22 protein-coding genes and 1 pseudogene are annotated in these 24,791 nt (G+C 70.9%); 15 read left to right on the forward strand and 8 right to left on the reverse strand.

The genetic code is table 11. The features are described from left to right. Positions 1-7: 7 nt before the first annotated feature. Positions 8-289, forward strand: a complete 282-nt coding sequence (locus ACX114_RS05615; RefSeq protein WP_459295466.1) for a hypothetical protein — start codon at positions 8-10, stop codon at positions 287-289. Further along, complete coding sequence (locus ACX114_RS05620) at positions 273-458, forward strand: hypothetical protein (RefSeq protein WP_459295468.1); 186 nt, start codon at positions 273-275, stop codon at positions 456-458. The genes ACX114_RS05615 and ACX114_RS05620 overlap by 17 nt, the downstream gene beginning before the upstream one ends. A gap of 32 nt (positions 459-490) precedes the next feature. Here ACX114_RS05620 and ACX114_RS05625 read toward each other — a convergent pair. After that, a pseudogene (locus tag ACX114_RS05625) lies at positions 491-1,689 on the reverse strand (ABC transporter substrate-binding protein). A 157-nt stretch (positions 1,690-1,846) separates the two neighbouring features. Here ACX114_RS05625 and ACX114_RS05630 point away from each other — a divergent pair. The 7 genes from ACX114_RS05630 to sufT are packed head-to-tail and all read left to right on the forward strand — an operon-like array spanning position 1,847 to position 8,108. After that, entirely contained in the window at positions 1,847-2,344 is a 498-nt protein-coding gene (locus ACX114_RS05630) for an SUF system Fe-S cluster assembly regulator (RefSeq protein ID WP_459295470.1), read from the forward strand. Next, positions 2,341-3,780 (forward strand): Fe-S cluster assembly protein SufB, encoded by a 1,440-nt coding sequence (sufB, locus tag ACX114_RS05635; protein WP_459295472.1) that lies wholly within the window; start codon positions 2,341-2,343, stop codon positions 3,778-3,780. Before ACX114_RS05630 ends, sufB begins: the two co-directional genes overlap by 4 nt. Beyond that, entirely contained in the window at positions 3,780-4,562 is a 783-nt protein-coding gene (sufC, locus tag ACX114_RS05640) for a Fe-S cluster assembly ATPase SufC (protein ID WP_459295474.1), read from the forward strand. Before sufB ends, sufC begins: the two co-directional genes overlap by 1 nt. Further along, positions 4,559-5,872 (forward strand): Fe-S cluster assembly protein SufD, encoded by a 1,314-nt coding sequence (gene sufD / locus ACX114_RS05645; protein WP_459295476.1) that lies wholly within the window; start codon positions 4,559-4,561, stop codon positions 5,870-5,872. The genes sufC and sufD overlap by 4 nt, the downstream gene beginning before the upstream one ends. Next, positions 5,869-7,098 (forward strand): SufS family cysteine desulfurase, encoded by a 1,230-nt coding sequence (locus ACX114_RS05650; RefSeq protein WP_459295478.1) that lies wholly within the window; start codon positions 5,869-5,871, stop codon positions 7,096-7,098. Before sufD ends, ACX114_RS05650 begins: the two co-directional genes overlap by 4 nt. Then, positions 7,095-7,547 (forward strand): Fe-S cluster assembly sulfur transfer protein SufU, encoded by a 453-nt coding sequence (sufU, locus tag ACX114_RS05655; RefSeq protein ID WP_459295481.1) that lies wholly within the window; start codon positions 7,095-7,097, stop codon positions 7,545-7,547. The genes ACX114_RS05650 and sufU overlap by 4 nt, the downstream gene beginning before the upstream one ends. 9 nt (positions 7,548-7,556) lie before the next feature. Beyond that, positions 7,557-8,108: a putative Fe-S cluster assembly protein SufT gene (gene sufT, locus ACX114_RS05660; RefSeq protein ID WP_459295483.1), complete on the forward strand. Its 552-nt coding sequence runs from the start codon at positions 7,557-7,559 to the stop codon at positions 8,106-8,108. Positions 8,109-8,118: 10 nt separating this feature from the next. Here the strand turns inward: sufT and ACX114_RS05665 are convergent, their stop codons facing one another. Then, the gene (locus ACX114_RS05665) at positions 8,119-8,784 is read right to left on the reverse strand and encodes a type 1 glutamine amidotransferase domain-containing protein (RefSeq protein ID WP_014393965.1); all 666 of its coding nucleotides are present in this window, start codon (positions 8,782-8,784) and stop codon (positions 8,119-8,121) included. 221 nt (positions 8,785-9,005) lie between these two features. Here ACX114_RS05665 and ACX114_RS05670 point away from each other — a divergent pair, with 221 nt between their 5' ends. Together ACX114_RS05670 and ACX114_RS05675 are read left to right on the forward strand one after the other, a co-directional pair. Next, the gene (locus tag ACX114_RS05670) at positions 9,006-10,247 is read left to right on the forward strand and encodes an isoaspartyl peptidase/L-asparaginase family protein (RefSeq protein WP_459295485.1); all 1,242 of its coding nucleotides are present in this window, start codon (positions 9,006-9,008) and stop codon (positions 10,245-10,247) included. A gap of 84 nt (positions 10,248-10,331) precedes the next feature. Beyond that, complete coding sequence (locus ACX114_RS05675) at positions 10,332-11,144, forward strand: SDR family NAD(P)-dependent oxidoreductase (RefSeq protein ID WP_459295487.1); 813 nt, start codon at positions 10,332-10,334, stop codon at positions 11,142-11,144. 25 nt (positions 11,145-11,169) lie between these two features. Here ACX114_RS05675 and ACX114_RS05680 read toward each other — a convergent pair whose 3' ends face one another. From ACX114_RS05680 to ACX114_RS05700, 5 genes are all read right to left on the reverse strand, one after another. Continuing rightward, a complete protein-coding gene (locus tag ACX114_RS05680) occupies positions 11,170-14,946 on the reverse strand; it encodes a tetratricopeptide repeat protein (RefSeq protein ID WP_459295489.1) in 3,777 nt (1,258 codons plus the stop codon). Positions 14,947-15,031: 85 nt separating this feature from the next. Next, positions 15,032-16,906 carry a serine/threonine-protein kinase gene (locus tag ACX114_RS05685; protein WP_459295491.1) on the reverse strand — a complete coding sequence of 625 codons (1,875 nt, stop codon included), beginning with the start codon at positions 16,904-16,906 and terminating at the stop codon, positions 15,032-15,034. A 141-nt stretch (positions 16,907-17,047) separates the two neighbouring features. Then, a complete protein-coding gene (locus ACX114_RS05690; RefSeq protein ID WP_206799405.1) occupies positions 17,048-17,632 on the reverse strand; it encodes a GAF domain-containing protein in 585 nt (194 codons plus the stop codon). Positions 17,633-17,875: 243 nt separating this feature from the next. Next, positions 17,876-18,145, reverse strand: coding sequence for a hypothetical protein (locus tag ACX114_RS05695; RefSeq protein ID WP_459295493.1), 270 nt, complete (start codon positions 18,143-18,145; stop codon positions 17,876-17,878). 262 nt (positions 18,146-18,407) lie between these two features. Then, on the reverse strand, positions 18,408-18,668 hold the full coding sequence (locus ACX114_RS05700) for a hypothetical protein (RefSeq protein WP_459295495.1): 261 nt from the start codon (positions 18,666-18,668) through the stop codon (positions 18,408-18,410). Between the two features lie 336 nt (positions 18,669-19,004). Between ACX114_RS05700 and ACX114_RS05705 the strand changes: the two genes are divergently transcribed. The 4 genes from ACX114_RS05705 (at position 19,005) to ACX114_RS05720 (ending at position 24,372) form a co-directional block, all read left to right on the forward strand. Beyond that, positions 19,005-19,466, forward strand: coding sequence for a hypothetical protein (locus tag ACX114_RS05705; RefSeq protein WP_459295497.1), 462 nt, complete (start codon positions 19,005-19,007; stop codon positions 19,464-19,466). Between the two features lie 73 nt (positions 19,467-19,539). After that, entirely contained in the window at positions 19,540-20,967 is a 1,428-nt protein-coding gene (locus ACX114_RS05710) for a sensor histidine kinase (protein WP_459295499.1), read from the forward strand. Beyond that, positions 20,964-22,325: a sigma-54-dependent transcriptional regulator gene (locus tag ACX114_RS05715; protein WP_459295501.1), complete on the forward strand. Its 1,362-nt coding sequence runs from the start codon at positions 20,964-20,966 to the stop codon at positions 22,323-22,325. Before ACX114_RS05710 ends, ACX114_RS05715 begins: the two co-directional genes overlap by 4 nt. Before the next feature lie 178 nt (positions 22,326-22,503). Continuing rightward, positions 22,504-24,372, forward strand: coding sequence for a L,D-transpeptidase family protein (locus tag ACX114_RS05720; protein ID WP_459295503.1), 1,869 nt, complete (start codon positions 22,504-22,506; stop codon positions 24,370-24,372). On the opposite strand, the gene ACX114_RS05725 is transcribed toward ACX114_RS05720, so the two are convergent. After that, positions 24,369-24,785 carry a secondary thiamine-phosphate synthase enzyme YjbQ gene (locus tag ACX114_RS05725; protein WP_206880987.1) on the reverse strand — a complete coding sequence of 139 codons (417 nt, stop codon included), beginning with the start codon at positions 24,783-24,785 and terminating at the stop codon, positions 24,369-24,371. The two genes, ACX114_RS05720 and ACX114_RS05725, sit on opposite strands and share 4 nt — an antisense overlap. Between the last annotated feature and the right edge of the window lie 6 nt (positions 24,786-24,791).

The raw sequence follows: 24,791 nt of genomic DNA on the forward strand, positions 1-24,791 counted from the left end.
ACGAGCGATGAAGCGTTTCAAGAACCCGGTCCTGGCCCTGTCCCTGAGCGTGGGCGCGCTGCTGTGGGCCCCGCAGGCCTTCGCCGGCGCCAGCTGCGAGCGCCGCTGCGCGGACGACAAGGCGAAGTTCGAGAAGGTCTGCAAGGAGAAGGCGAAGAACGCCGTCCCCTACTGCGTGAAGGTCGCCGGCCAGGCGCGCGACAAGTGCATGAACCAGTGCCGCAACGGCAAGAAGGGCGGCGGTGGAGACACGACGATGGAGGCGCCCGCGGATGAGCACGCGCACTGACCTGAAGAAGGCCCTCCAGCGCGGCCAGGCCATGTCGGAGTACGGCGTCATCACGGCGGCGTTCTTCGGCTTTACGGTGATGAGCTGGCCGTTCCTCGTCCAACTGCTGCGCGCGCTCAACACCTACTTCCAGTCCATCTACTACATCATCCAGTCGCCCATCCCCTGACGTCCCGGGGACGGGCGGCCGGAAGCGCGGCCCTACGGCTTCACGGTGGTGACGAACACCGCCTTGCCGCCCTCCACCTTCATCACCACGGCCTGCTTCACCGCGTCGCGGTTGGCGTCCAGGTTGATGGTGCCCGCCACGCCCGGGAAGTCCTTCGTGGCAGCGATGGCGTCACGCAGCGCGGGGCCTGACGTGTCCGGCGCGCGCTTCATCGCATCCACCAGCAGGCGCGCGGCGTCGTACGCCAGCACCGCCACGCTGTCCGGCACCGCGCCGTACGCGGCCTTGTACTTCTTCAGGAAGTTCTGCACGACGGGGTCCGGGTTGTCCGGCGAGTAGTGGTTGGAGAAGTAGCTGCCCTCCAGCGCGGAGCCGCCCAGCTCGTACAGCTTGTCGGAGTCCCAGCCGTCACCGCCCAAGAGCGGCACGCGCAGGCCCACCTCGCGCGCCTGCCTCGCGATGATGCCCACGTCCGTGTAGTAGCCCGGGACGAACACCGCCTCCGGCTTCATGTTCTTGATGGACGTCAGCTGCGCGCGGAAGTCCGTGTCGCCCTTGGAGTAGCTCTCGTTGCCGACGATGGTGCCGCCGAACTCCTTGAACTTCTGGTTGAAGACGTCCGCCAGGCCCACGGAGAAGGCGCTCTTGTTGTCCGTGAGCACCGCCACCTTCGACAGCTTCAGGTTCTCCCGCGCGAACTTCGCCATCACCAGGCCCTGGAACGGGTCGATGAAGCAGACGCGGAAGATGTAGTCGCCCTTCTTCGTCACCTCCGGGCTGGTGGAGGTGGGGGTGATCATGGGCACCTTCGCCGCCTGCGCCTTGTCCGCCATGGCCATGGACACGGACGACGCGGCCTCGCCGAGCAGCGCCACCACCTTGTCCTGCGCGATGAGCCGCGTGGCGGCCTGGGCGCCTTCCTCCGGCCGGCCCTGGCTGTCGTAGACGCGCACCACCAGCTTCTGGCCGCGCACGCCGCCCTCGGCGTTGGCCTCCTGCAGCGCCAGGTCGATGCCGTTGCGCGCGGAGATGCCGAAGGTGGCCTCGGAGCCGGTGAGGCTGCCCACCTCGCCAATGAGGATGCTGCCCGCTGGCGGGGACCCGGAGGCGCGGTGGTGGCGCTGCCCTCTTGCGTGGCGGGCGCGGGCGCGGGGGCCGGGGCGGACTTCTTCTCACAACCCACCAGGGCCAGGGCCAGCGCGGTGAGCAGGAGGGGGAGGGGACGGCGCATCGGTAGGGCTCCTCGAGGGGGAGACGGACTCAAAAAGCGGACGGCCCCACCCTAGCCCGTTGTGGCCCGATTTGAATGTGGACTGGGGCGGTCCACATTACATAAGAGGCCGTCGCGGGCATTGGGCCCGCGGACAGCCCTGAGGAGACACCCACTCATGCTCCGGATGAGCAAGATGACCGACTACGGCATCGTGCTGATGGCCGAGCTGGCACGCGCGGACGGGGAAACCCGCACCACGCGAGAGCTGGCGGCGCGCACGCGTGTCTCGCTTCCATCCGCGAGCAAGGTCCTGAAGGGCCTGCTGCAGGCGGGGCTGGTGGTGTCGCACCGGGGCGCGAGCGGCGGCTACGGCCTGGCGCGTCCGGCGGAGGCCATCTCGCTGGCGGAGCTGGTGTCCGCGCTGGAGGGGCCGGTGTCCCTCACGGAGTGTGGCCAGCACCAGGGCAAGCCCGCCGGCCCCTGTGAGCTGGAGTCCGTCTGTCAGGTGCGGGGCCACTGGCGCCTGATCAACCAAGCCATCCAGGAAGCGCTGGGGAAGCTGACGCTCGCGGACCTGCGCGCGCCCGCGCCCCGCATGCCGGAGCGGCTGGTGGGCCTGGGCCTGCCGACGTCCGTCAGCGTTCCTCCCGCCGTCAATGGAGTCCGCTCATGAGCAGCACCGAAACCATCCAGGAGCTCACCCGCAAGGGCTACCAGGCGGGGTTCGTCACCCAGGTGGAGGCGGACACGCTGCCGCCCGGCCTGGACGAGGACGTCATCCGCGTCCTGTCCGCGAAGAAGAACGAGCCGGCCTTCATGCTGGAGTGGCGCCTGAAGGCGTACCGCCACTGGCTCACGCTGAAGGAGCCGTCGTGGCAGGCGGTGAAGTACAACCCCATCGACTACCAGGCCATCCGCTACTACTCGGCGCCGAAGCAGAAGCCGAAGAAGGACAGCCTGTCGGAGGTCGACCCCGAAATCCTCCGCACCTACGAGAAGCTGGGCATCCCGCTGGAGGAGCAGAAGCGCCTCCAGAACGTCGCGGTGGATGCCGTCTTCGACTCCGTGTCGGTGGCCACCACGTTCCGGGAGAAGCTCTACAAGGCAGGCGTCATCTTCTGCTCGTTCTCCGAGGCGGTGCGTGAGCACCCGGAGCTGGTGGAGCGCTACCTGGGCACGGTGGTGCCCTTCTCCGACAACTTCTTCGCGGCGCTCAACTCCGCGGTCTTCAGCGACGGCTCCTTCTGCTACGTGCCCAAGGGCGTGAAGTGCCCCATGGAGCTGTCCACGTACTTCCGCATCAACGCGGCGGACACGGGCCAGTTCGAGCGCACGCTGCTCATCGCGGATGAAGGCGCCTCCGTGAGCTACCTGGAGGGCTGCACCGCGCCCATGCGCGACACCAACCAGTTGCACGCGGCGGTGGTGGAGCTGGTGGCGCTGGACGGCGCGTCCATCAAGTACAGCACGGTGCAGAACTGGTACCCGGGCGACGCGGAAGGCAGGGGCGGCATCTACAACTTCGTCACCAAGCGCGGCATCGCGCACCAGCGCGCCAAGATTTCGTGGACGCAGGTGGAGACGGGCTCGGCGATCACCTGGAAGTACCCCAGCGTCATCCTCAAGGGGGATGACTCGGTGGGCGAGTTCTACTCGGTGGCGCTCACCAACCACCGGCAGCAGGCGGACACGGGCACGAAGATGGTGCACATCGGGAAGAACACCCGCTCCACCATCGTGTCCAAGGGCATCTCCGCCGGCCGGGGACAGAACACGTACCGGGGCCAGGTGAAGATGCTCAAGAGCGCGGCGAACGCACGCAACTACACGCAGTGCGATTCGCTCCTGCTGGGCGACGAGTGCGGCGCCCACACGCTGCCGTACATCGAGGTGAAGAACGCGACCGCGCAGGTGGAGCATGAAGCGTCCACGTCGAAGATTGGCGAGGACCAGCTCTTCTACTGCCGGCAGCGCGGCATCTCGCAGGAGGACGCGGTGTCGATGATCGTGAACGGCTTCTGCCGGCAGGTCTTCAAGGAGCTGCCCATGGAGTTCGCCGTGGAGGCGCAGAAGCTCTTGGGCGTGAGTCTGGAAGGGAGCGTGGGGTGATGGCGTCGTTGTTGAGCATCCAGGACCTGCATGCCCGCGTGGGCGGCAAGGACATCCTGAAGGGCATCAACCTGGAAGTCGGTGCCGGTGAAGTGCACGCCATCATGGGGCCCAACGGCTCCGGCAAGAGCACGCTCGCGGGCGTGCTGGCGGGGCGTGAGACGTACGAGGTGACGAAGGGCACCGTGCGCTTCGACGGGAAGGACCTGCTGGGCACGCCTCCGGAGGAGCGCGCCAAGGCGGGCGTGTTCCTGGGGTTCCAATACCCGGTGGAGATTCCCGGCGTGGGCAACCTGCACTTCCTGCGCACGGCGCTCAACGCGCAGCGCCGCGCCAAGGGCGAGGAGGAGCTGGACGCGATGGACTTCCTCTCCCTGGCCAAGGAGAAGGCGAAGCTCGTGCAACTGGACGCGGCGTTCATGAACCGCTCCGTGAACGAGGGCTTCTCCGGCGGAGAGAAGAAGCGCAACGAGATCTTCCAGATGGCGGTGCTCCAGCCCCGGCTGGCGCTGCTGGATGAGACGGACTCGGGCCTGGACATCGATGCGCTGCGCATCGTGGCGGGCGGGGTGAACGCGCTGCGCGCGAAGGACCGCGCCATGGTGGTGATCACCCACTACCAGCGGCTCCTGGACTACATCGTGCCGGACCACGTGCACGTGATGGCCGCGGGCCGCATCGTGCGCTCGGGTGGGCGCGAGCTGGCGCTGGAGCTGGAGGAGAAGGGCTACGGCTGGATTGGCGCGGAGGGGGCCGGCAAGGCGAAGGAGGCCCGGCCATGAGCGCGTCCCACTACGTGGAGGTGGCCCGGGCCTTCCATGCGCGCACAGAGGCCCCCGCGTGGCTCCAGGCGCTGCGTGAGGAGGGCCTGAGCCAGTTCCAGGCGCGCGGCCTGCCCACGTCCAAGGACGAGGAGTGGAAGTACACGCCCGTCTCCACGCTGTCGTCGCATCCGTTCCAGCCCGTGCGGGAGGTGCTCATGGGCGAGGACGTGGCCCAGGCGGTGGCGCGGCTGGCGCTGCCCGGCGGCCCCCGGCTCGTATTCGTGGACGGGCGCTTCGTGCCGGCGCTGTCGGTGCTCGCGGGCCTGCCGCGCGGCGTGGTGCTCAAGCCGCTGTCGCAGGCGCTGCGGGAGGACGGGGCGCTGCTCCAGGAGACGCTGGGCCAGTTCTCCCGGCCGTCGGCGCATGCCTTCACGTCGCTCAACGCGGCGCTGCTGGAAGAGGGCGCGCTGCTCACGCTCGCGCCTCGGGCCCTGAGCGAGGTTCCGGTGCAGTTGCTGTTCCTCGCGCGCGGCGGCGACGGGCCGGTGCTGGCCAGCCCGCGCATCGTCGTGGTGGCGGGCGAGGGCAGCGAGGCCACGCTGGTGGAGACGTACGCGGGGCTGGGCTCGGGCGCGACGTTCACCAACGCGGTGACGGAGGTGTCGCTGGGGGACAACGCCAGCCTGCGCCACTTCAAGCTCCAGGCGGAGGGTGACACCGCGCTGCACCTGGGCGGGCTGTACTCGCGGCAGGGGCGCGACAGCCGCTTCCAGTCCCACGCGTTCTCCTTTGGCGGGCTGCTTTCGCGCAACGAAGTGCACGCGGCCTTCGCGGGTGAGGGCGGCGAGTGCGTGCTCAACGGCCTGTTCGTGGGCCGTGGCACGCAGCACCTGGACAACCGCACGGACCTGGACCACGCGGTACCGCACTGCTCCAGCCGCGAGCTCTACAAGGGAGTGCTGGACGACCGCGCGCGCGGCACCTTCCACGGGAAGATCCGCGTGCGCGAGGACGCGCAGAAGACGGACGCGAGCCAGCAGAGCCGCAACCTGCTGCTCTCCGAGGGCGCGCAGGTGGACGCCCGGCCGCAGCTGGAGATCTTCGCGGACGACGTGAAGTGCGCCCACGGCACGGCGGTGGGCCGGTTGGATGACAACGCGCTGTTCTACCTGCGCTCGCGCGGCATCCCCAAGGTGGATGCGGAGCGGATGCTGACGCAGGCGTTCGCGAGTGAGCTGGTGCGCGCGGTGCCGGAAGGTCCGGTGCGCGCGCGGGTGGAGGCGTTGCTCGCGGAGAAGCTGCCGGGTTCGGCGGAGGTGATGGGATGAGCGGCCTTGGATTCGACCTCGCGCGGGTGCGCGCGGATTTCCCCATCCTCCGGCAGGAGGTGCGGGGCCGGCCGCTGGTGTACCTGGACAGCGCCGCCACGGGGCAGAAGCCGCAGGCGGTGCTGGACGCCATCACGCGCTACTACACGCACGACAACGCCAACGTGCACCGCGGCGTGCACATCCTCTCCGAGCGCGCCACGCAGGCCTTCGAGGACGCGCGCGAGACGGTGCGCCGCTTCATCCACGCCAGGGACGTGCGCGAGGTCATCTTCGTGCGCGGCACCACGGAGGCCATCAACCTGGTGGCCGCCACCTACGGCCGCAAGCACGTGGACCCGGGGGACGAGGTGCTCATCTCCGCCATGGAGCACCACTCCAACATCGTGCCCTGGCAGATGGTGTGCGACGCGGCGGGCGCGAAGCTGCGCGTCATCCCCGTGGACGAGCGCGGCGAGCTGCGCATGGACACCGTGGACGCGCTGCTCACGGAGAAGACGCGCCTGTTGGCGATGACCCACGTGTCCAACGCGCTGGGCTCCGTGAACCCCATCAAGGAATTGGTGGCCAAGGCGCACGCGAAGAACATCCCGGTGCTGGTGGACGGGGCGCAGTCGGTGACGCACTTCCCGGTGGACGTGCAGGACCTGGGCTGTGACTTCTACGCCTTCAGCGGGCACAAGCTCTTCGGGCCCACGGGCATCGGGGTGCTGTACGGCAAGCTGGCCATGCTGGAGTCGCTGCCGCCGTACCAGGGCGGCGGGGACATGATCCTCTCCGTGACGATGGAGAAGACCGTCTACAACCGCGTGCCGCACCGCTTCGAGGCGGGCACGCCGGACATGGCGGGCGCGGTGGGGCTGGCGGCGGCCATCCGGTACCTGGAGGCCGTGGGCATGCAGAACGTGTCCCAGCACGACCAGTGGCTGCTCGCGTACGCGACGGACGCGCTCCAGTCCGTGCCCGGGCTGAAGCTGGTGGGCACGGCGCCGCAGAAGACAGGCGTGCTGTCCTTCACGCTGGAGGACGTCCACCCGCACGACGTGGGCACCATCCTGGACCAGGAGGGCATCTGCATCCGCACCGGGCACCACTGCGCCCAGCCGCTGATGCAGCGCTTCGGAGTGGCGGCCACGGCGCGAGCGTCGCTGGCGCTCTACAACACGCGTGAGGACGTGGACGCGCTGGTGAAGGGCCTGCACAAGGTGAAGGAGGTGTTCGCGTGAGCTCGGACCTCAAGGACCTCTACCAGGAGGTCGTGCTGGAGCACTCCAAGCGCCCGCGCAACTTCCGGGTGGTGGAGGGCGCCACCTGCGCGGCGGAGGGCCACAACCCGCTGTGCGGCGACCAGCTCTCCGTGACGCTCAAGCTGGAGGACGGCGTCATCCGCGACATCGGCTTCCAGGGCCAGGGCTGCGCCATCTCCAAGGCGTCCGCGTCGCTGATGACGGGCGCGGTGAAGGACAAGACGCGGGAAGAGGCACAGGCGCTCTTCGAGCGCGTGCACACGCTGGTGACCGAAGGGCCGGACAAGGTGGATCCGGAGTCGCTGGGCAAGCTCGCGGTGCTGTCGGGCGTGAGCGAGTTCCCGGCCCGGGTGAAGTGCGCGAGCCTGGCGTGGCACACGCTGAACGCGGCGCTGGATGGCCGCTCCACGTCGGTGTCGACGGAGTAGGGAGGGGTCATGCGAGGCGCGATGACGGTCATCGAGCGCGACGTGGACGCGATGCTCATCCCCAGTGGGGACAAGGTGTTGCTGCCGGCGGGCTCGGAGTTGACGGTGGTGCAGACGCTGGGCGGCAACGTCACGGTGCAGGACCCGTACGGCCAGCTGTTCCGCATCGACGAGAAGAACGCGGAGGTCCTGGGCGAGGAGTACGCCGCCAAGGCGAAGCCGGCGGACGAGAGTGTCACGCCCGGCGAGTTTCACGAGGAGCAGGTCTGGGAGCAGCTCCGCACGGTCTACGACCCGGAGATCCCGGTGAACATCGTGGAGCTGGGGCTGGTCTACGCGTGCAAGGCCACGCCGCTGGACGAGGGCGGCCAGCGCGTGGACATCGAGATGACGCTCACGGCGCCCGGCTGCGGCATGGGCCAGGTGCTGGTGGAGGACGTGCGCTCCAAGGTGTCCGCGCTGCCCGGCGTGAAGGAGGCGAACGTGGAGCTCGTCTGGGAGCCGCAGTGGGACCAGAGCCGCATGACGGACGTCGCGCGGCTCCAGTTGGGCTGGATGTGAGCGCTCGTCGCTAGACCAGGGCCTTGCGGCCCCTTGCGACCAGGCCCAGCGTGGCCGCGGCGGCGAGCCCGCCCGCGAGCCATCGGGGCCAGCGCGGCGCGGCTTCCGCCGTGGAGCGGCGGGCGATGGCGGGCGACATGCGCTCCGCGAAGAGCTCCACCATGGCGTGCTCGAAGGCGAGCAGGTCGTGGGGCCCGCGGCTGGACACCCAGTTGCCGTCGCGCACCACGGGCTCGTCCGTCCAGTGCGCGCCCGCGTTCTCCATGTCGTTGCGGATGCCCGGCCAGGACGTCAGATGGCGGCCCTCCAAGAGCCCCGCCGACGCGAGCAGCCACGGCCCGTGGCAGATGACCGCGATGGGCTGGTCCAGGAGGTCCGCGTCCTTCACGAAGTCCAGCGCCAGGGCGCTCTGCCGGAGGAAGTCCGGGTTCATGAAGCCGCCGGGCAGGAGCAGCGCGTCGAAGTCCGCGGCCTTCACGTCGCGCAGCGTCGCGTCCACGCGCACCTTGCGGCCGGGCACCAGCAGGTTCATGCCCCGGATGCGGCCCTTGTGGAGGGAGACAATGGTGACGTGCGCGCCCTCGCGCTCCAGGCGCTTCACCGGCCGCGTCAGCTCCACCTGCTCGAAGCCATCCGCCGCCAGCACGGCCACCTTCATCCCCTTCAGCTTCTTCATTGCCCCGTCCTCCCGATGTCCTGATGTCTGGGCATGCCCTACAACCCGAACCTGCACGGTGCACATGCCCTTCCGGGAGGGGAAGCGGAGGGCAGGCGGGCGGGCAGGCGCTCGGGGTGGTGCCTTCTTGCTGTCTGGTGCGGCGCGGCACGCGGCGGCGCTGGACGCCCCTGGGGAACGGCTCTACGACATGCGTTCCCTTCTGTCTGGAGGCGCACGGCATGTCCCCCTCGTTCCCTTCCCGGATGCACCGCGGCCTGCTCGCCAGCACCGCGCTGCTCCTGGCCCCGCTGGGCTGCGCCACGTCATCGCAGGCGGGCGCCGCGCGTGACGAGGCGGCCCTGCGCACGGACGCGCCCCCGCGCGTGAAGCCGAAGTGGGGGCTGGTCATCCACGGCGGCGCGGGCGTGATTTCACGCGAGAACCTGACCCCGGAGCGCGAGGCCGCGATGCGCGCCGCGCTCACCGAGGCGCTCCAGGCGGGGCACGCGGTGCTGGCGAAGGGCGGCCGCAGCATGGACGCGGTGACGGCGGCCATCCGCGTGATGGAGGACTCGCCGTACTTCAACGCCGGCAAGGGCGCGGTGTTCAACCACGACGGCGTGAACGAACTGGACGCGGCGGTGATGGACGGCAAGACGCGCATGGCCGGCGCGGTGGCCGGTGTCCATCACATCCAGAACCCCATCGACCTGGCGCGCCTGGTGATGGAGAAGTCCCCGCACGTGATGATGGTGGGCGACGGGGCGGAGGCCTTCGCGAAGTCGCAGGGCATGCCCCTGGTGGACGCGAAGTACTTCTACACGGAGGAGCGCTGGCAGGGACTCCAGCGCGCGCTGGAGCAGGAGAAGGCGAAGGGGGCACCGCCCACGGAACAGGGCCAGCCGTCCACGCAGGGCCAGTCGCCCGCGGCGCCCACGCAGCCGCCCGCACAGGGCACGACGCCCGCGCCGCCGCAGCCCCAGGCGCCGCGGCCCGCAGCGCCCGCGCAGCCGCAGCCCGGCTCATCGCTGACGCCGGGCGTGGACCCCATCACGGGGGACCACAAGTTCGGCACGGTGGGCGCGGTGGCGTTGGACATGGACGGCAACCTCGCGGCGGGCACGTCCACGGGCGGCATGACCAACAAGCGCTTCGGCCGGGTGGGGGACGCGCCCATCATCGGCGCGGGCACCTACGCGGATGAGCGCTGCGCCGTGTCCGCCACGGGCCACGGTGAGTTCTTCATCCGCTACACGGTGGCGCGCGACATCTGCGCCCGCGTCGAGTACCAGGACCTGCCGCTCCCGGAGGCCGCCAACTACGTCATCCACGACGTGCTGGTGAAGGCCGGCGGCGAGGGCGGCGTCATCGCCATGGACCGCCAGGGCCACGTGGCCATGCCCTTCAACTCCAGCGGCATGTACCGCGGCTACATCGGCGAGGACGGCACGCCCACCGTCGCCATCTTCCAGCAGCCCTAGGCAGGCGGCCGAGCCCCGCTTGTCCGGCCGCGCGCGCCGCCAAACCTTTCCCTCCACGACTTCCCACACCCCGGAGAGAGAGCCATGGCCTCGCGCGCGTCCACGCCCACCCGTCCCCTCGCCGTCGTCACCGGCGCCTCCAGCGGCATCGGCTACGAGCTGGCGAAGCAGTTCGCGAAGAACGGCTTCGACCTCATCGTCGCCGCGGAGGACAAGGGCATCGTGGAGGTGGTGGCCGCCTTCGAGAGCCTGGGCGCCTGGGTGAAGAGCGTGCAGGTGGACCTGGCGAAAGCGGAGGGCGTCCAGCGGCTCTACGCGGACATCCAGCAGGTGGGCCGCCCGGTGGACGCCATCGCCATCAACGCGGGCGTGGGCGTGGGCGGTGACTTCGTCCGGCAGACGGACCTCCAGGCGGAGCTGAACCTCATCAACCTGAACGTCACCTCGTCGGTGCACCTGGCGAAGCTCGTGCTCAAGGACATGGTGGCGCGCAACGTGGGCCGCGTCCTCTTCACCTCGTCCATCGCGGCCACCATGCCGGGCCCCTTCGAGGCCGTGTACTCCGCGTCCAAGGCCTTCCTGCTCAACTTCTCCGAGGCCCTGCGCAACGAGCTGAAGGACACCGCCATCACCGTGACGGCCCTGATGCCGGGCCCCACGGAGACGAACTTCTTCCACCGCGCGGGCCTGGACGACACGCGCGTGGGCGCTTCGAAGAAGGACAGCGCGGAGGAGGTGGCGCGCGAGGGCTACGAGGCCCTGATGGCCGGCAAGGACAAGGTCGTCGCCGGCTCGCTCACCAACAAGCTGATGGCCGCGGCCAACAAGGCGCTGCCGCAGACGGTCAGCGCGGAGATGCACCGCAAGATGTCCGAGCCCGGCTCCGCGCACCACTGACGGGTGCGCGGAGCGCGCTCCAGGACTACTGCTTCACGAGGAACAACTCGCGCACCTGGAGCAGGTCCACGTCACCGGCGAAGCCCGAGAACTTCTCGTACTCCGCCGGCATGACGCGGGCGCGGGGCATGTTGAACGACTCCGAGATGCTCAGCGTCCGCCCGTCCTGCTTCTCCGACCGGGTGAAGTGGCCGAACTGACTGTCCACCTTCAGGCCCGCCTGCGGGTCGCTGAGCTTCCAGCCCTGGGGCAGGGTGAGCGCCACGTTCGTGCGGCTGGCCTCCGTGTCGTCGATGTAGAGCGGCGTGGTGCGCGTGGACAGCTGCACGTAGCGCCGGCCCAGCAGCGCGGGGAAGGTGAGGGGGCCCAGCGCCATGCGGCTGTCGCCCTCCATGCGCCCGAAGCGCGGCACGGTGAACGCGTAGCGCAGCACGAAGGGCGCGCCCACCACCTCCTGGCGCTCCAGCTTCACGGACGACAGCTCCGCGCCGCCGAAGTAGCGCGCCACCGCGCCTTGCAGCGCCTGGTTGCGGCTCTCCGCGGAGAGCTGCTCGAAGGCCTCCGCGATTTGAGCGGCCTCGAAGCCGGAGTAGACCTCCTCGCCCTGGCCCTTGAGGCTGCCGTCCGCGCCCAGCTCCAGCGTGAGCTTCACGTCCTTGCCCGCGCGCGGCTTGAGCGGCGGCGTCTTCACCTTCTGCAGCGGCTTGCCGGGCTCCGGCAGCAGGTACGCCTCGCGCTCGCCCATGGCGGTCTCCGGCAGCTCGCCGAAGGGGCCGTAGCGCACGGACGTGTCAATCCACACCGGCTGCTCCCCCGGCACCTCCACGCGCAGCGCCGCGTAGGGCAGCAGCGCGTCCGCCGGGAAGAGGTACGGCGCGGGGTCGGTGTTGAAGGTGCGGATGGCGGCGACGCGCGACGGGATGCCCAGCGCCTCCAGGCCCGCCTTCATCACGGTGAGCCGGCTGCCTCGGTCCTGCGCCACGGTGGAGGCCGCGGACTGCGCCAGGCTCGCGTCGCGGCCGGAGAAGCGCTTCATCACCGCCGCGTGCAGCGCCTTCACCGCCTCCAGGCCCTTCTTGCCCTCCGTGGCCTGGCGCGCGAACGCCTCCACTTCCGAGGTGCGGATCCACCGGTCCTGGAAGGCGTCGCCGTACACGCGCGCCAGCCCGTCGTTGCCCGTCTCGCCCGCGCCCACCATCACGAAGGGCAGGTACTCGTTGCCAGAGGGCGGCGCGTCCGGCTCCGGGATGAACGGCGGCACGCGGCGCGCGTCGTAGTGGAACACCTCCACGTCGCCCTTCACCTCCGGCGGCGGCGCCTTCATGCCGTGCGCGTCCACCTTCATGCCGCTGCCCTTGGGCGCGATGACGGTGTACGTGCTCCACGCGTTCGGCTGGTTGGCGATTTGAAAGTAGAACGCGGACGCGGTGAAGCCCGGCTGCGCGGGGCCGCGGTCGCTTTCGGGCAAGAGGTACTCCACCTCCACGGAGTCACCGACCTGCACGCCGGGCAGGCTCATGGTGTCCTTGCCCTCGATGTTCTCCGGCTCCAGCACGCGGCCGTCGGCCTTGAGCGTGCGCAGCGCCAGCACCTGGGCGCCGCGGGGGATGTTCACCTCCGCGATCTCCTGCACGCCGGACTGCTCCAGCGCCTTCTGGATGGTGTGGATGCGGTTGACGAGCGAGCCGTCCGGGTAGACCTGCACCGCCGCCGCGTCCAGCACGAACGCCGCCGCGCTGCCGCCCGTCACGGGCGCCGCCTCGTAGGCCTTCAGCGCCTCCTTGCCGTCGATGGCGTAGGCGGCCAGCAGCTCCTTGCCCGTCTTCGCGCGCTCCACCGCGCGGCGCAGCGCCAGGTCCGTGCCATCCAGCTTCAGCGCCTGCTCGCGCAGCTTCAGCGCCTCCGCGCCCTGGCCCGCGTACTCGCGCACGTCCGCCAGCCGCTTGAGGATCTCCGCGTTGCGCGGCCACACGGCGGCCTGCGCCTGGAGCACCTTCGCCGCGTCGTCGTAGCGGCGCTGGCTCACGTAGACGCTGGAGAGCGCCGCCGCGGTGGTGAGGTTGTCCGGATCCTGCGACAGCAGCTGCGTGTAGCCCTTCGCCGCGCCGTCCAGGTCGCCGCGCGTGCGCAGGTGGTCGACCCGCCGCGCGTCCGCGCCGGGGCAGCCCTCCTGGGCCTTCACCAACTCGTCGGTGCGGGCCACGGCGTCGCGCCGGCGCGCCAGCGAGTACTGCAACCCCAGCGCCTCGCACAGGCCCGGCTGGGCCTCCAGCGCGGAGGCGAGGGCCACCTCCGCCTGCGCGTCCACGTCCAGCGCCAGCGCGGCGCGGGCCATGAGGATGTGCACCGGGAAGCCCGCGGGCTTCACCGCGTCGCGCGCCGTCTTCAGCGTGTCCAGCGCGGTGGTCGGCTGGCCGTCATCCAGGAAGAGGTCCGCGCGCAGGAGCAGCGCGGCCACATTGGCCGGGTCCTTCGCCAGCGCCGCCTCCAGGTCTCGCGTGGCCCGGCCTCGCGCCACCTTGGACGGGATGCCCCGGTCCTGCGCGGCCTGCTCCGCGCGCAGGGTGAGCAGCGCGGGCGTCGTCGCCTCCAGCTTCGCCATCAGCCGGTGCGTGCCGTCCAGGTCGCGCGCCAGGCCGTCGCGCACCGCGAGGAAGGTGCTCAGCGTCTCGCCGGCCTCGCCCTGGAGCGCCTGGGCCACGTCCTCCGCGCCCGGGTACATGTCCGGGGCCTCCACCTCGCCCGGGGCGCTCGCGTTCCAACGCGGCGCGGGCCCGGTGGCGGCGGTGAGGCGCACGCCGGAGGGGCTGCCGTCCGCCTTCACCAGCGCGAGGGAGAGGCCGCCCTGCGTGTTGTCGCGGGACATCTTCACCACGAAGCGGTGCTTGCCGGCGGGCAGCTCCAGCGCGCGCACGCTCACCGTGGACGCGGTGCGCGCCCAGTCGCGGCGCTCCAGCACCGGGGCGCCGTCCATCATCACGCGGTGCGACGTCTGGCTCACCGTGCGCAGCACGTACACGCCGCCTTCCGCCACCTCCGCGTCGATGCCCAGCGCGTACATGTCCCCGTGGCCGGGCTCGCCGCCCAGGTCCAGCCGGCCGTCCGGCGAGCGCAGCGTGCGCACCGCCAGCGGGCCGTACGCGCCCGTGAAGGGGCCCGCGAAGGAGCCGTCCTTCTCCGGCGCGATGGGCTCGTCGATGGCCAGCACGTGGAAGGGGGAGAAGGGGCCCACCAGCGTGGCCTCGCCCGCGCCGCCCAGGTCCTTGAGCGTCTGGGCCTGGGTGGCCGTGTCCGCGCGCAGGCTCGCCACGGACAGGCGCGCGGCGCGCAGCAGGTAGGCCGTCTCACCCCGGGCGCCCGCGGCGAGTCCCGCGTCCACGCCCTTGAGGATGGTGTCGTCCTCCGCGCGCGAGGTGCCCACGCGGTCCAGCACGTAGCGCGCGGCGATGACGGCCACCGGGTGGCGGGGCGCGCGCTTCACCAGCTCCAGCGACGCGGCGAGCGCGCGGTCGGACTGGCCGTTGCGCCGGGCCAGCAGCGCCTGGCCCTGCAGGGCGTATGGGTCGCCCGGGTCCTTCTTCACGGCGGCGTCGAAGCGCTCCTGCGCGAGCTTCGCGTCGCCCGCGACGAGGTACGCGTGAAAGCCCGCGAACGCGAGCGTGCGCGCCTCCGCGTCACCCTGGCCGGCCCGCTCGGCGGCGGTTTCGAGCACGTGGGGCGCGACGACGGAGGAGGGCCGGGGGCAGCCGGTGAGGCCGGCGACGAGGGCGAGCGCGGTCAGGCCGCTGCGGAAGGTGCGCATAGGGGAGCCGAGGGATAATGCAATCCCCCCGGAGAGGCCATATTCCCCTTGAGGCACATGTCCGGGACCGGCCCGGCTCTGTCCCCTAGCGGCGCTTCGGGGCGGGCTTGGCGGGGGCCTTGGCGGCCGGGCGCTTGGGCGCGGGCGGCGGCGGGGCGGGCTTCTTGGCCACCACCGCCTTCGCCGGCACCGTGTTGGCGGCCACCGTGCGGGGCGGCTGCTGCGGGACGACGACCACCGGCGTGGCCGGGGATTCCGTCACGGGGGCGGGCTTGTCCACCGTGTAGGTGAGCCCCTCGACGGTGCACGTGCCCTCGATGCAGCCGATGGCAGGAAAAGGGGGCTCGCCGAACTGGGCCTGCCAGTCCGGGCCCAGGTTCAGTGGCTCCGCGATGGGGCGCTGGTCCTTCCCCTGGCCGGCGAAGGCCTGCATCACGCCGTCCTCGGTGACGAACAGCTCCAGCCGCACCTCGTTCTCCGTGGGAGCGAGGCCCAGCATGGCGCCGCCGCGCTCGCCCAGGGACCACTCCAGGGTCAGCGGTGCGCCCGCGCCATGGTGCACGAGCGTGACGTAGCGGCCGTCCCGGCCCATCAGCCCCAGCGAGGCCACCGGCTCCGGCGGCGGGCCGTCCCAGAGCTCCTTGAGGCGGCGCTTCCAGGTGGCCGGCGGCGCTTCGGCGCGCACGCGCGCGGTCAGCCGGGCCACGCCGCCCACCATCCCCAGCACGTCCACGCGCGCGCGGCCCACGCGCGACGCCTCGTCGTCATCCACGGGAGGGAAGACGAGGGCCTTGTTCTCGAAGTTCAGCGGCCGGCCGGCCACCAGGACCTGCGGCAGGTCCGGGCCGTCGCCGACGGTCACGCGGCGCTTGTCCGGGGTGACTTCCTCGACACGGCCCGGGCTGTTGCGGGGCGCGTCCGACAGCTCCTTGGCCATGATGGCCTTGCCGGGGAGCGGCGGCTGGACGCGCACCTGCCCGCTGCGGTTGTACGCCACGCCCAGCACGCCCACCGCGGCCAGCACCGTCACCCCGGCGGCCGTCTGTGCCGTCACCTTCGCCGCGCGGCGCATGGCCGCCTTCGCCCGCTGCCAGCGCGTCAGCCGCAGCGGCGGCATGGACAGCAGGCTTCCGGGGACTAGCGGCTCCAGGTCCGCGATGAGCGCGGTCACGGACGGATAGCGCTCGTCCGGATCCGGCTTGAGGCACCGCATCACGATGGCGTCCACGCGCGCGTCCAGGCCCGGGCGCTTGCGCGACGGCGGATCGAAGGTGCCCAGCGGCACCTCGCCGGTGAAGGTCTCGTAGAGGATGACGCCCAGGGAGAAGATGTCCGCCCGCGCGTCCGCGCTCTTCGCGTCCACGCGCTGCTCGGGCGCCATGTACGAGATGGTGCCCATGGACACGTGCGTGGACGTGAGCGCGAAGCGCGACGCCGCGGACGCGTCATCCAGGAAGGACGCCAGCCCGAAGTCGGACACCTTCGCGATGCCGCCGGCCTGCTGATCCAGCAGGATGTTCTCCGGCTTCAGGTCGCGGTGGATGACGCCCCGGCCGTGCGCGTACTCGATGGCCCGGCAGATTTCGAGCATCCGGCGCAGGAGTGCCGGCGTGTCCATGGACGGGTTGCGCATGAGCTCGCGCAGGGACGGCCCGTCCACGAACTCCATCACCAGGTAGTAGGTGTTGTCCGTCTTCCCCTTGTCGACGATGGCGACGACGTGGGGGTGGCTCAGCGTCGCCAGCGCCGCGGCTTCCTTCTGGAAGCGCGCGATGAACGACGGATCCTTGGCCAGGTCCGGATTCAGCAGCTTCACCGCGACCGTACGGCCGAGCGACAGCTGGGTGGCCTTGTGGACCTCTCCCATGCCGCCAGCGCCGACGAGCTTCTCCAGGCGGTAGCCGCTGACGAGATCAGGAGGCCGGGAACGACTGATGGCGGTGGGCTCGAACGAGGACATGGGCGGGGAACAGGGCGGCGAGGGTAGCAGAAACGGGGCGCCGCGTTACCGCTCCCCTGCTGCCCCTCCAGCCCCCTCCCGCCCGCCGGGGGGGCGGGCGGCCATGACCCGGTCGGCTCCGGTACCGGCGCCGGTGTCGGCTCAGGTGTCCCCGGCGACGGGGCGCAGCACGCTGGTGAGGTTGGTGCGCACCTGCGACAGCGAGGAGCGCATGTTCGCGTGCCGCACCGACGCGCCAATGGCCCGCGCCAGCGACTTGAGCAGCGAAATCTCCTCCGGGCGCCACAGGCGGGCCTGGTGGCAGTCCTCGAACGCCACGAACCCCCACCACTGCTTGGCCGGGACGATGGGGCACAGCAGCACGGACTGCACGCCCTGGCGCTCCAGCAGCTCGCGCATCATCGGCGGCGCTTCCTTGGTGGTGCAGGAGACCACCATCTGCGCCTCCAGCATGTCCGTCCACGCCATCGCGTAGTCGCGCATGGGCAGCGCGCGCAGCACCGGGTGCGCCAGCGGGGACACCACCCCCGGCTCCGCCCAGGCGTAGCGCAGGTCCGTCATGAACCGGCCCGCCAGGTTCGTGGTCCGGTTCTCGAAGAGGCACGCGCGGTCCACCTTCAGCGGCCGGGCCACCATGCCCAGTGCATCCGAACCGGTGGCCGGGCACAGGCCCTTGTCCAGGAGCAACCGCGACGCTTCGGACACCTTCGTGAACGCTTCCACCATGACCGTCTCGCTTGAAGGGGGGGAGGGGGGCACCCCTTCCTGTCGTGGATGAGCTGTCATCCACACATGTCCTGTTATGCGCGATTCCTCTGTTCCTGTCAAATGGTGGTTTTACTGAAAACCCAAGAAGAGGAGAGGTGCGGTGGGTCCGGGGACTGGAAACGCGAACAGGGGCGCCCTCTTGAAGAGAGCGCCCCTGCCCGGGCACCACGTACGGTGCATCCCTTGGAGGAGTGGAGCGGACTACTGCGCGGACTTCTCGGAGGCGGGGGCCTTCACGGGCTTCTTGCCGCTGGTGCCCTGCATCATCGTCTCCGTGCGGCCGGAGGGCGCGGCCTCCGTCGCCGCCTCGGTCTTGCCCTCGGTCTTCGCCGGCGCGTGGGGATCGGCCTGCACGTCGGTGGACGCGGGGGCCTTCGTCTCCGCGGCGGGCGCCTTGGCGGGGGCGGGCTTCGTCGGAGCGGCGATGGCGGCGGTGGCGGACAGCAGGGCGGCGACGATGAGGGTCTTCATGATGATGAACTCGGATTCGTGACTGACTGCCCTCGCTGGAGTGCGCCGGGCGTCGTCATCGCGGCTCTAGATGGAGACAGTGATTTGTTTATTCACGCTCCGTCACGTGGTGCCGCTCTCGCGGCAAGCCGCTGGAGTGGCAACGATTCCGCTCTCACGCGTAAACGACAACAGGGGCGCCCTCGTGAGGAGAGCGCCCCTGCTGGGGACCACGTCCTGTTCCGTCCCTTGGAGGCGGACAGGGCGCGAGTGAAGCGAGGGATCAGCCCTCGGTCTTCGTCTCGGTGGTGGTCTTCTTCTCGGTCTTGGTCTTCGTGCCCTTCTTGCCGGCCTTGCCCTCGGTCTTGGTCTCGGTCTTGGTCTCGGCCTTCATCTCACCCTGCGCCGCGGGGGCGGGAGCGGCCGCCTCGGTCTTCGCCTCGGCGGCGGGAGCCGGCTGCGCGGCGGGGGCGGCGGCGGGAGCCGGGGTGTTGGCGAACGCGGTGGTGGCGGCGAAGAGGGCGGCGACGATGACGGTCTTCATGGATGGCTCCGGGGACGACACGCCGACGCGGGATTGCATCGGTTGATGCCATGACCCTTGAGCACTCGCCGTGCCAGCACCGGTTTCAAGCAACTTCGCGGGGTTCTCCGGGTGGGAGCGGATCCGCCATGGGGAGAATCTCCTCAGTTGCGATTGAAACAATGGGTGCAAGCTCCCCAGGCAGGCGCACGTTGCTTTGACGGCAACGGCGCTCTTCTGCAAGCTGCACCGCAACCTTCCGTTCCGAGCACAGCGCGCCGGGACATGAAGGGGAGCAAGAAGCCCGGACGTCCTCGTCGTGCATGTCGCGCGGTCAGGGGTCGGGAGAGATGGCGTATGCGGCACCTGCTGGTGGCATGGAGTGTGGCGTGGCTGGGAGTGGGATGCGCCGCGACCATTCCCCCCGAGCGCCTCCAGGCCCAGGTGACGGAGACGGAGCGCTGGCAGCGCGAGTACCAGGCCGAGCGCGAGCGCACCGAGGCGCTGGCGGCGAAGCTGGCGGCGCTGGAGTCCGCGCTGGAGGAGCTGGCGCAGGAGCGCGCGGAGGCGGAGCAGGCGCGCGCGGAGGCGGAGCAGGCGCGCACGACCGCCACGGAGGAGCTGGCGCGGCTGGAGGCGGAGCGCCACACGCTGGAGGAGCACAACGCGCAGCTGTTGGCGCGGCAGCGCGAGCTGGCGGCGCTGCACGAGGAGCTGTCGGACGTCTGGTATGAGTCCGCGCTGGAGCGCGCACGGCGGCGCACCCAGCCGCCCCTGCCGGGCGCCACCTCCACCGAGGCGGCCGGGCCGGTGCCGTGAGTTTCGCGTGGGCGTCCGTGACGGGACGCCCGCGGGTTCTTCATCTGTCGATTCAAGGAGCGTCCCCGTGGCGATGAACTCGCGGACCCCCATCCGTGGATACCGCGCGGGTTTCTTCTTCGTGGTGATGCTCTTGTCGGGCGTCATCGGCTTCATGCTCTTGACGGAGGTGCGCACCGGGCGTCAGGTGGACGCGCTGGTGCTGGAGGCCCTGGAGCGCGCGAGCCTCATCGGCCGCATCCGCGTGGACGTGATGTCGCTGGAGTCCGCCATCGAGGCCCACGTGCGCTCCAGCGGCGACGCCGAGCGCAAGGAAGCCGACGCGGTGATGGAGGACATCCTGGGCAGCATCCGCCAGTCCTCGGAGGCGTACATGCGCCACCTGCCGCCCGGCGAGAAGGAGATCTGGCTGCGCTTCAACGGCGCGTGCCAGGGGCTGGCGGATCAGGTGCGCGCGGCGGCGGTGTTCTCACGGCAGCGCGACGCGGAGCGCGCCCGGCGCCACCTGGTGGAGAGCATCCGCCCCCTGGCGGCGGAGGTGGACCAGCTGGCGGGACAGTTGGCCACGGAGAACGCGTCCGACGCGCGCGTGCTGGTGGGGCGGCTGGGCACGCTCCGGGTGCGCAACACGGCCCTGGGCGCGGCCACCACGCTCCTGGCCATCCTGCTGTCCATGCTGGTGGGCTGGCACATCATCTCCCTGCTCAAGCGCCAGGACGCCACCATCCAGGGGCAGCTGGAGGAGCTGGGGCGGCACAACCAGGAGCTGGATGCGTTCACCCGGCGCGTGGCGCACGACCTGATGGGCCCGCTGTCCCCGCTCAAGGGTTACCTGACGCTCATCCGGCGCTCCGGCGCGGTGAAGGACCCGGGCGCGCTGGAGATGATTTCGCAGTGCGAGTCCAGCGCGGTGCGCATGGGCGAGCTCATTGAAGCGCTGCTGCGCTTCTGCCGCGCGGGCACCCGGGGCGACGGGACGATGGGGGAGCTGGACACGGCGGTGAGCACGCTCCTGCTGGAGGTGAGCCAGACGGCGACGGCGCTGGGCGTGTCGCTGGAGCGCGAGCTGGAGCCGGGCGTGCTGGTGGATTGTCCGGCGCAGCTGCTCCAGGTGGTGGCGCGCAACCTCTTGTCCAACGCGGTGAAGTACACGGCGGGGCGGCCGGATCCGCGCGTGAAGGTGCGGGTGGCGACGGAGGGCGCGGACGCGGTGGTGGAGGTGACGGACAACGGGCTGGGGATGAGCGCGGCGACGCAGGCGTCGCTCTTCCAGCCGTTCTTCCGGGCCGCGGAGGTGCGGGGCATTCCCGGGCACGGCCTGGGGCTGGCGACCACCCGGCGCGTGGTGGAGGCGCACGGCGGCACGCTCACGGTGCATTCAGAAGAGGGCAAGGGCACGCGGATCCGCGTGCGGTTCGCACGTGTGGCGCGCACTCCGGCGCCGCTTGTGGTGGAGTCCGGGGCGCAGCGCGACGCCCCCTCCATCCGCAAGGCCTCATGAGCTCAGCCCGAATCCTCGTCGTCGATGATGATCCGCATGCGCGCGACCTGCTCCAGCGCCTCCTGGGCGTGCTGGGCCCGGTGACGCAGGCGCCGGACCCCAGGGGCGCGGCGGAGCGGATGGGTGAGCAGTCCTTCGACCTGGTGCTCACGGACATGGCCATGCCCGACCCGGGCGACGGCCTGAAGGTGCTCCAGCTGGTGAAGCAGAACCTGCCGGACACGCCGGTGATTGTCGTGACGGCGTTCGGCAACATCGAGGGCGCGCTGGACAGCATCCAGCAGGGCGCCTTCGACTACCTGTCCAAGCCGTTCGACGTGGACGCCATCATGCGGGTGGCGAAGCGCGCGCTGGAGCAGAAGCGGCTGGTGGAGGAGAACCGCACGCTGCGCAAGCAGGTGGAGCGCACGTCGCTGGTGGGCCGCAGCCAGGCGCTGCTGGAGGTCTACAAGCAGGTGGCCCGCGCGGCGACCAGCAACGTGCCGGTGCTGATTACGGGTGAGACAGGCACGGGCAAGGAGATGGTGGCGCGGGCGCTGCACAAGCGCTCGGCGCGCACGTCCGGGCCGTTCATCCCGGTGGACTGCGGCGCCATCACCGAGTCGCTGATGGAGAGCGAGCTGTTCGGCCACGCGAAGGGCAGCTTCACGGGGGCGTCGGGCGCCCGGCGCGGCCTGTTCGAGGAGGCCAACGGCGGCACGCTGTTCCTGGACGAGATTGGCGACGTGGGGATGAAGGTCCAGTCGCAGCTCCTGCGCGTGCTCCAGGAGGGGGAGATCCGCCGCGTGGGCGAGAGCGTCCCGGTGAAGGTGGACGTGCGGGTGCTGGCGGCGACGAACAAGGACTTGAAGGCGCGGGTGGCGGAGGGGCTGTTCCGCGAGGACCTGCTGTACCGGCTGGACGTGGTGCACCTGCACCTGCCGCCGTTGCGTGAGCGGCGCGAGGACATCCCGGCGCTGGTGGAGCACTTCGCGTCGCTGCACGCGCGGGGCGGGGTGCGGCCGGTGGTGACGGCGGACGCGATGGCGCGGCTCACGGTGTACGACTGGCCGGGCAACGTGCGGCAGTTGGAGAACGTGATGGCGCGGGCGCTCGCGCTGAACGTGACGGGCGTGCTGGGGCCGCCGGACTTCCCGGAGCCCATCGGTGACGCGCCCAAGCGGCTGACGGGGCTCGCGGGGGACCTGCCGCCCCTCGCGGAGCTGTCCAGGCGTTACGCGGCGCACGTGCTCCAGCACGTGGGCGGCAACAAGAGCGAAGCCGCGCGCCTGTTGGGCGTGGACCGCAAGACGCTCTACAAGCTCCTGGAGGCGCAGGAGACGCCCGAAGGAATTCCGCCCACGGAGGGGCGGAGCTGATCCGCGGAGGCGTCTTTCCGCCGTTCGTGGCAATCGCCGTTCAGGGCGCAAGGCCTGCCCACCCACGCGCTTCCGCGCGCAGGAGATCGCACCTGGGCCGACGTTGAGGATGTCAGCGGGGACCCGTAGCGTTGCGGTCTGTATGCGCCGTCGCTGGCTCCCCCTCGGACTCCCCCTGTTGTTCTTCGCGTGCGCTCCGGTGGAGCCCCCCGTTCCCGCCGTTCCGGTGGACGCGGGCACCGTGGCGGCGCAGGCCCCCGCGCCCGGGGTGGAGGCCGTGCCGGCCGTGACGGCGCAGGCCCCCGCGCCCGAGGCCCACGTCGCGCCGGCCGTGACGGCGCAGGCCTCCGCGCTTGATGGAGCGGCCGCGCCAGAGGAGTCCGCGCAGGCGCTGCATTCCGCATGGCAGGCCACCGCGCCCGAGCCGTCTGACGGTGGCGTTACTCATGCCGCCGCTCCCGCCCTGCTGGGCGTCATGGAGGATCCGGAGGACGCGGGCAGTGCGCTCTCGGTGTCGCTGGCGCAATCCATCTCCGTCGGCGCGAACACCGAAGCCCTACCGGGCGAAGAGGAGCCCCAGGTCATCACCGAGTCCGAGGTCCCCGTGCTGGAACTGGGGCCGGACGGTGAGCCGTTGATTGACGCGGACGACGAGGTCACCGCGACAGCTCCAGATGCTCTCGAGCAGGACCTGGACGGCGGGAGCACTGTCGCCAACGCAGGGACCGATACCCCGGAGCCCACGACCATCACGGGTGCTGACGGTGACGAGGAAGCGGTCGCGGAAGCACCGCTCACGGACGTCGACGCGGGCATGGAGCCCTACGCCATCCCATACGCACCGGACGCGGGCTCGCTGCGTGTGCGTCGCTCCATCGCGGTGCGCTCCGAGCCCCGGCAGGACTCGCCCTCGCTGGGCACCGTGGCCCAGGACATGCGCGTGAAGTGGCAGGGCGCGATGCGTGGCCCGGACTGCGACTGGGTGCAACTGCAACCGCGTGGCTGGGTCTGCGAGCGCTACCTGGAACAGAATTTCCGTGAGCCCCGCGTCCGCCCGCTGCCCCGAGTAGAGGAGGGTGCGCTCACCCCCGGCGTCTACGCGCGCGTCGTGGGCCACCGCGTGCGCGCCTATCCGAGCCTCGCGCTCGCCCGCCGCAGGAAGCAGGGCGTGCTGCTCAAGGGCTCCGTCACCGTGAAGCTCCTGGGCCAGGTGAAGGTCGGCCGGCGCACCTTCTGGCGCACCTCCGACGGCCAGTACTTCGAAGCGCGCGTGCTGCGCGAACACCGCCCCTCCGACTTCAGCGGCCTGGACGCGGAGGCGCTCGCGTCCCTGCCCATGCCCTTCGGCTGGGCCCAATCCCGCACCGCTCCCCGCACCGACGTGGTGGTGCGCAAGGCCCCGGACGCGAAAGCGGAGCGAGAGACGACCCTTCCGCCGCGCACGCTCGTCTCCGTGCGTGAGCTGTCCCCCGACGGCCAGTGGGTCCGCATCGCGGAAGACCACTGGGTGGCGCGCGACGACCTGCACGTCGCGTGGTCTCTGGCCTCACCGTCCATCGTGGAGCCCGGCGCGCGCTGGCTGGACGTGGACCTGGAGGCCCAGACACTCATCGCCTACGAGGGCGACCGCCCCGTCTACGCCACGCTCATCTCCTCCGGCAAACCCGGCACCGACACGCCGGAAGGCCTCTTCCGCATCTGGGTGAAGTTCGCGGAAGCGGACATGACGGGCAGCATGGGCAAGGCCAGCTACCGCGTGGCCACCGTGCCGTGGACCATGTTCTTCGAGGGCGACTTCGCGCTGCACACCGCCTACTGGCACGACCGCTTCGGCGAGCCCGTGAGCCACGGCTGCATCAACCTGGCCCCCAAGGACGCGCGGGCCCTTTACGGGTGGACGACGCCGGAAGTGCCCACCGGCTGGTCCATGGTCCACGCGATGCCGGACGACCCCGGCACCTGGGTGCGCATCCGGGGCCAGGCCCACGAGGCGCCGAAGAAGCGCCGCAAGGGCGCCCCCGTCGTCGCCACCGTCCGCGACCTCTAGCCGCCCAGCACGGACACCGTGACGCGGCGGCGGTGCGGTGACGTGCGGTGCTCCCAGACGTAGACGCCCTGCCATGTGCCCAGGTCCGCCTCGCCGTCCTTCACCGGGATGCTCAGGGACAGCTGCGTCAGCACCGTGCGCACGTGCGCCGGCATGTCGTCCGGCCCCTCCGCGTCGTGCTGGAACAGCGGGTCCCCGTCCTTCACCAGCCGGGAGAAGAACGCCTCCAGGTCGCGCTGGACGACGGGGTCCGCGTTCTCACCAATGATCAGCGACGCGCTGGTGTGGTGCAGGAACACCGTGCACAGGCCCTCGCGGATGCCCGTGCCCTTCACTGCCCGCTGCACCTCACCGGTGATGTCCACCAGGCCCCGGCCCCGCGTGGACACCGTCAGCTCCTTCGCCTGATACACCCCAGA

This window comes from Corallococcus sp. M7 (assembly GCF_054512695.1).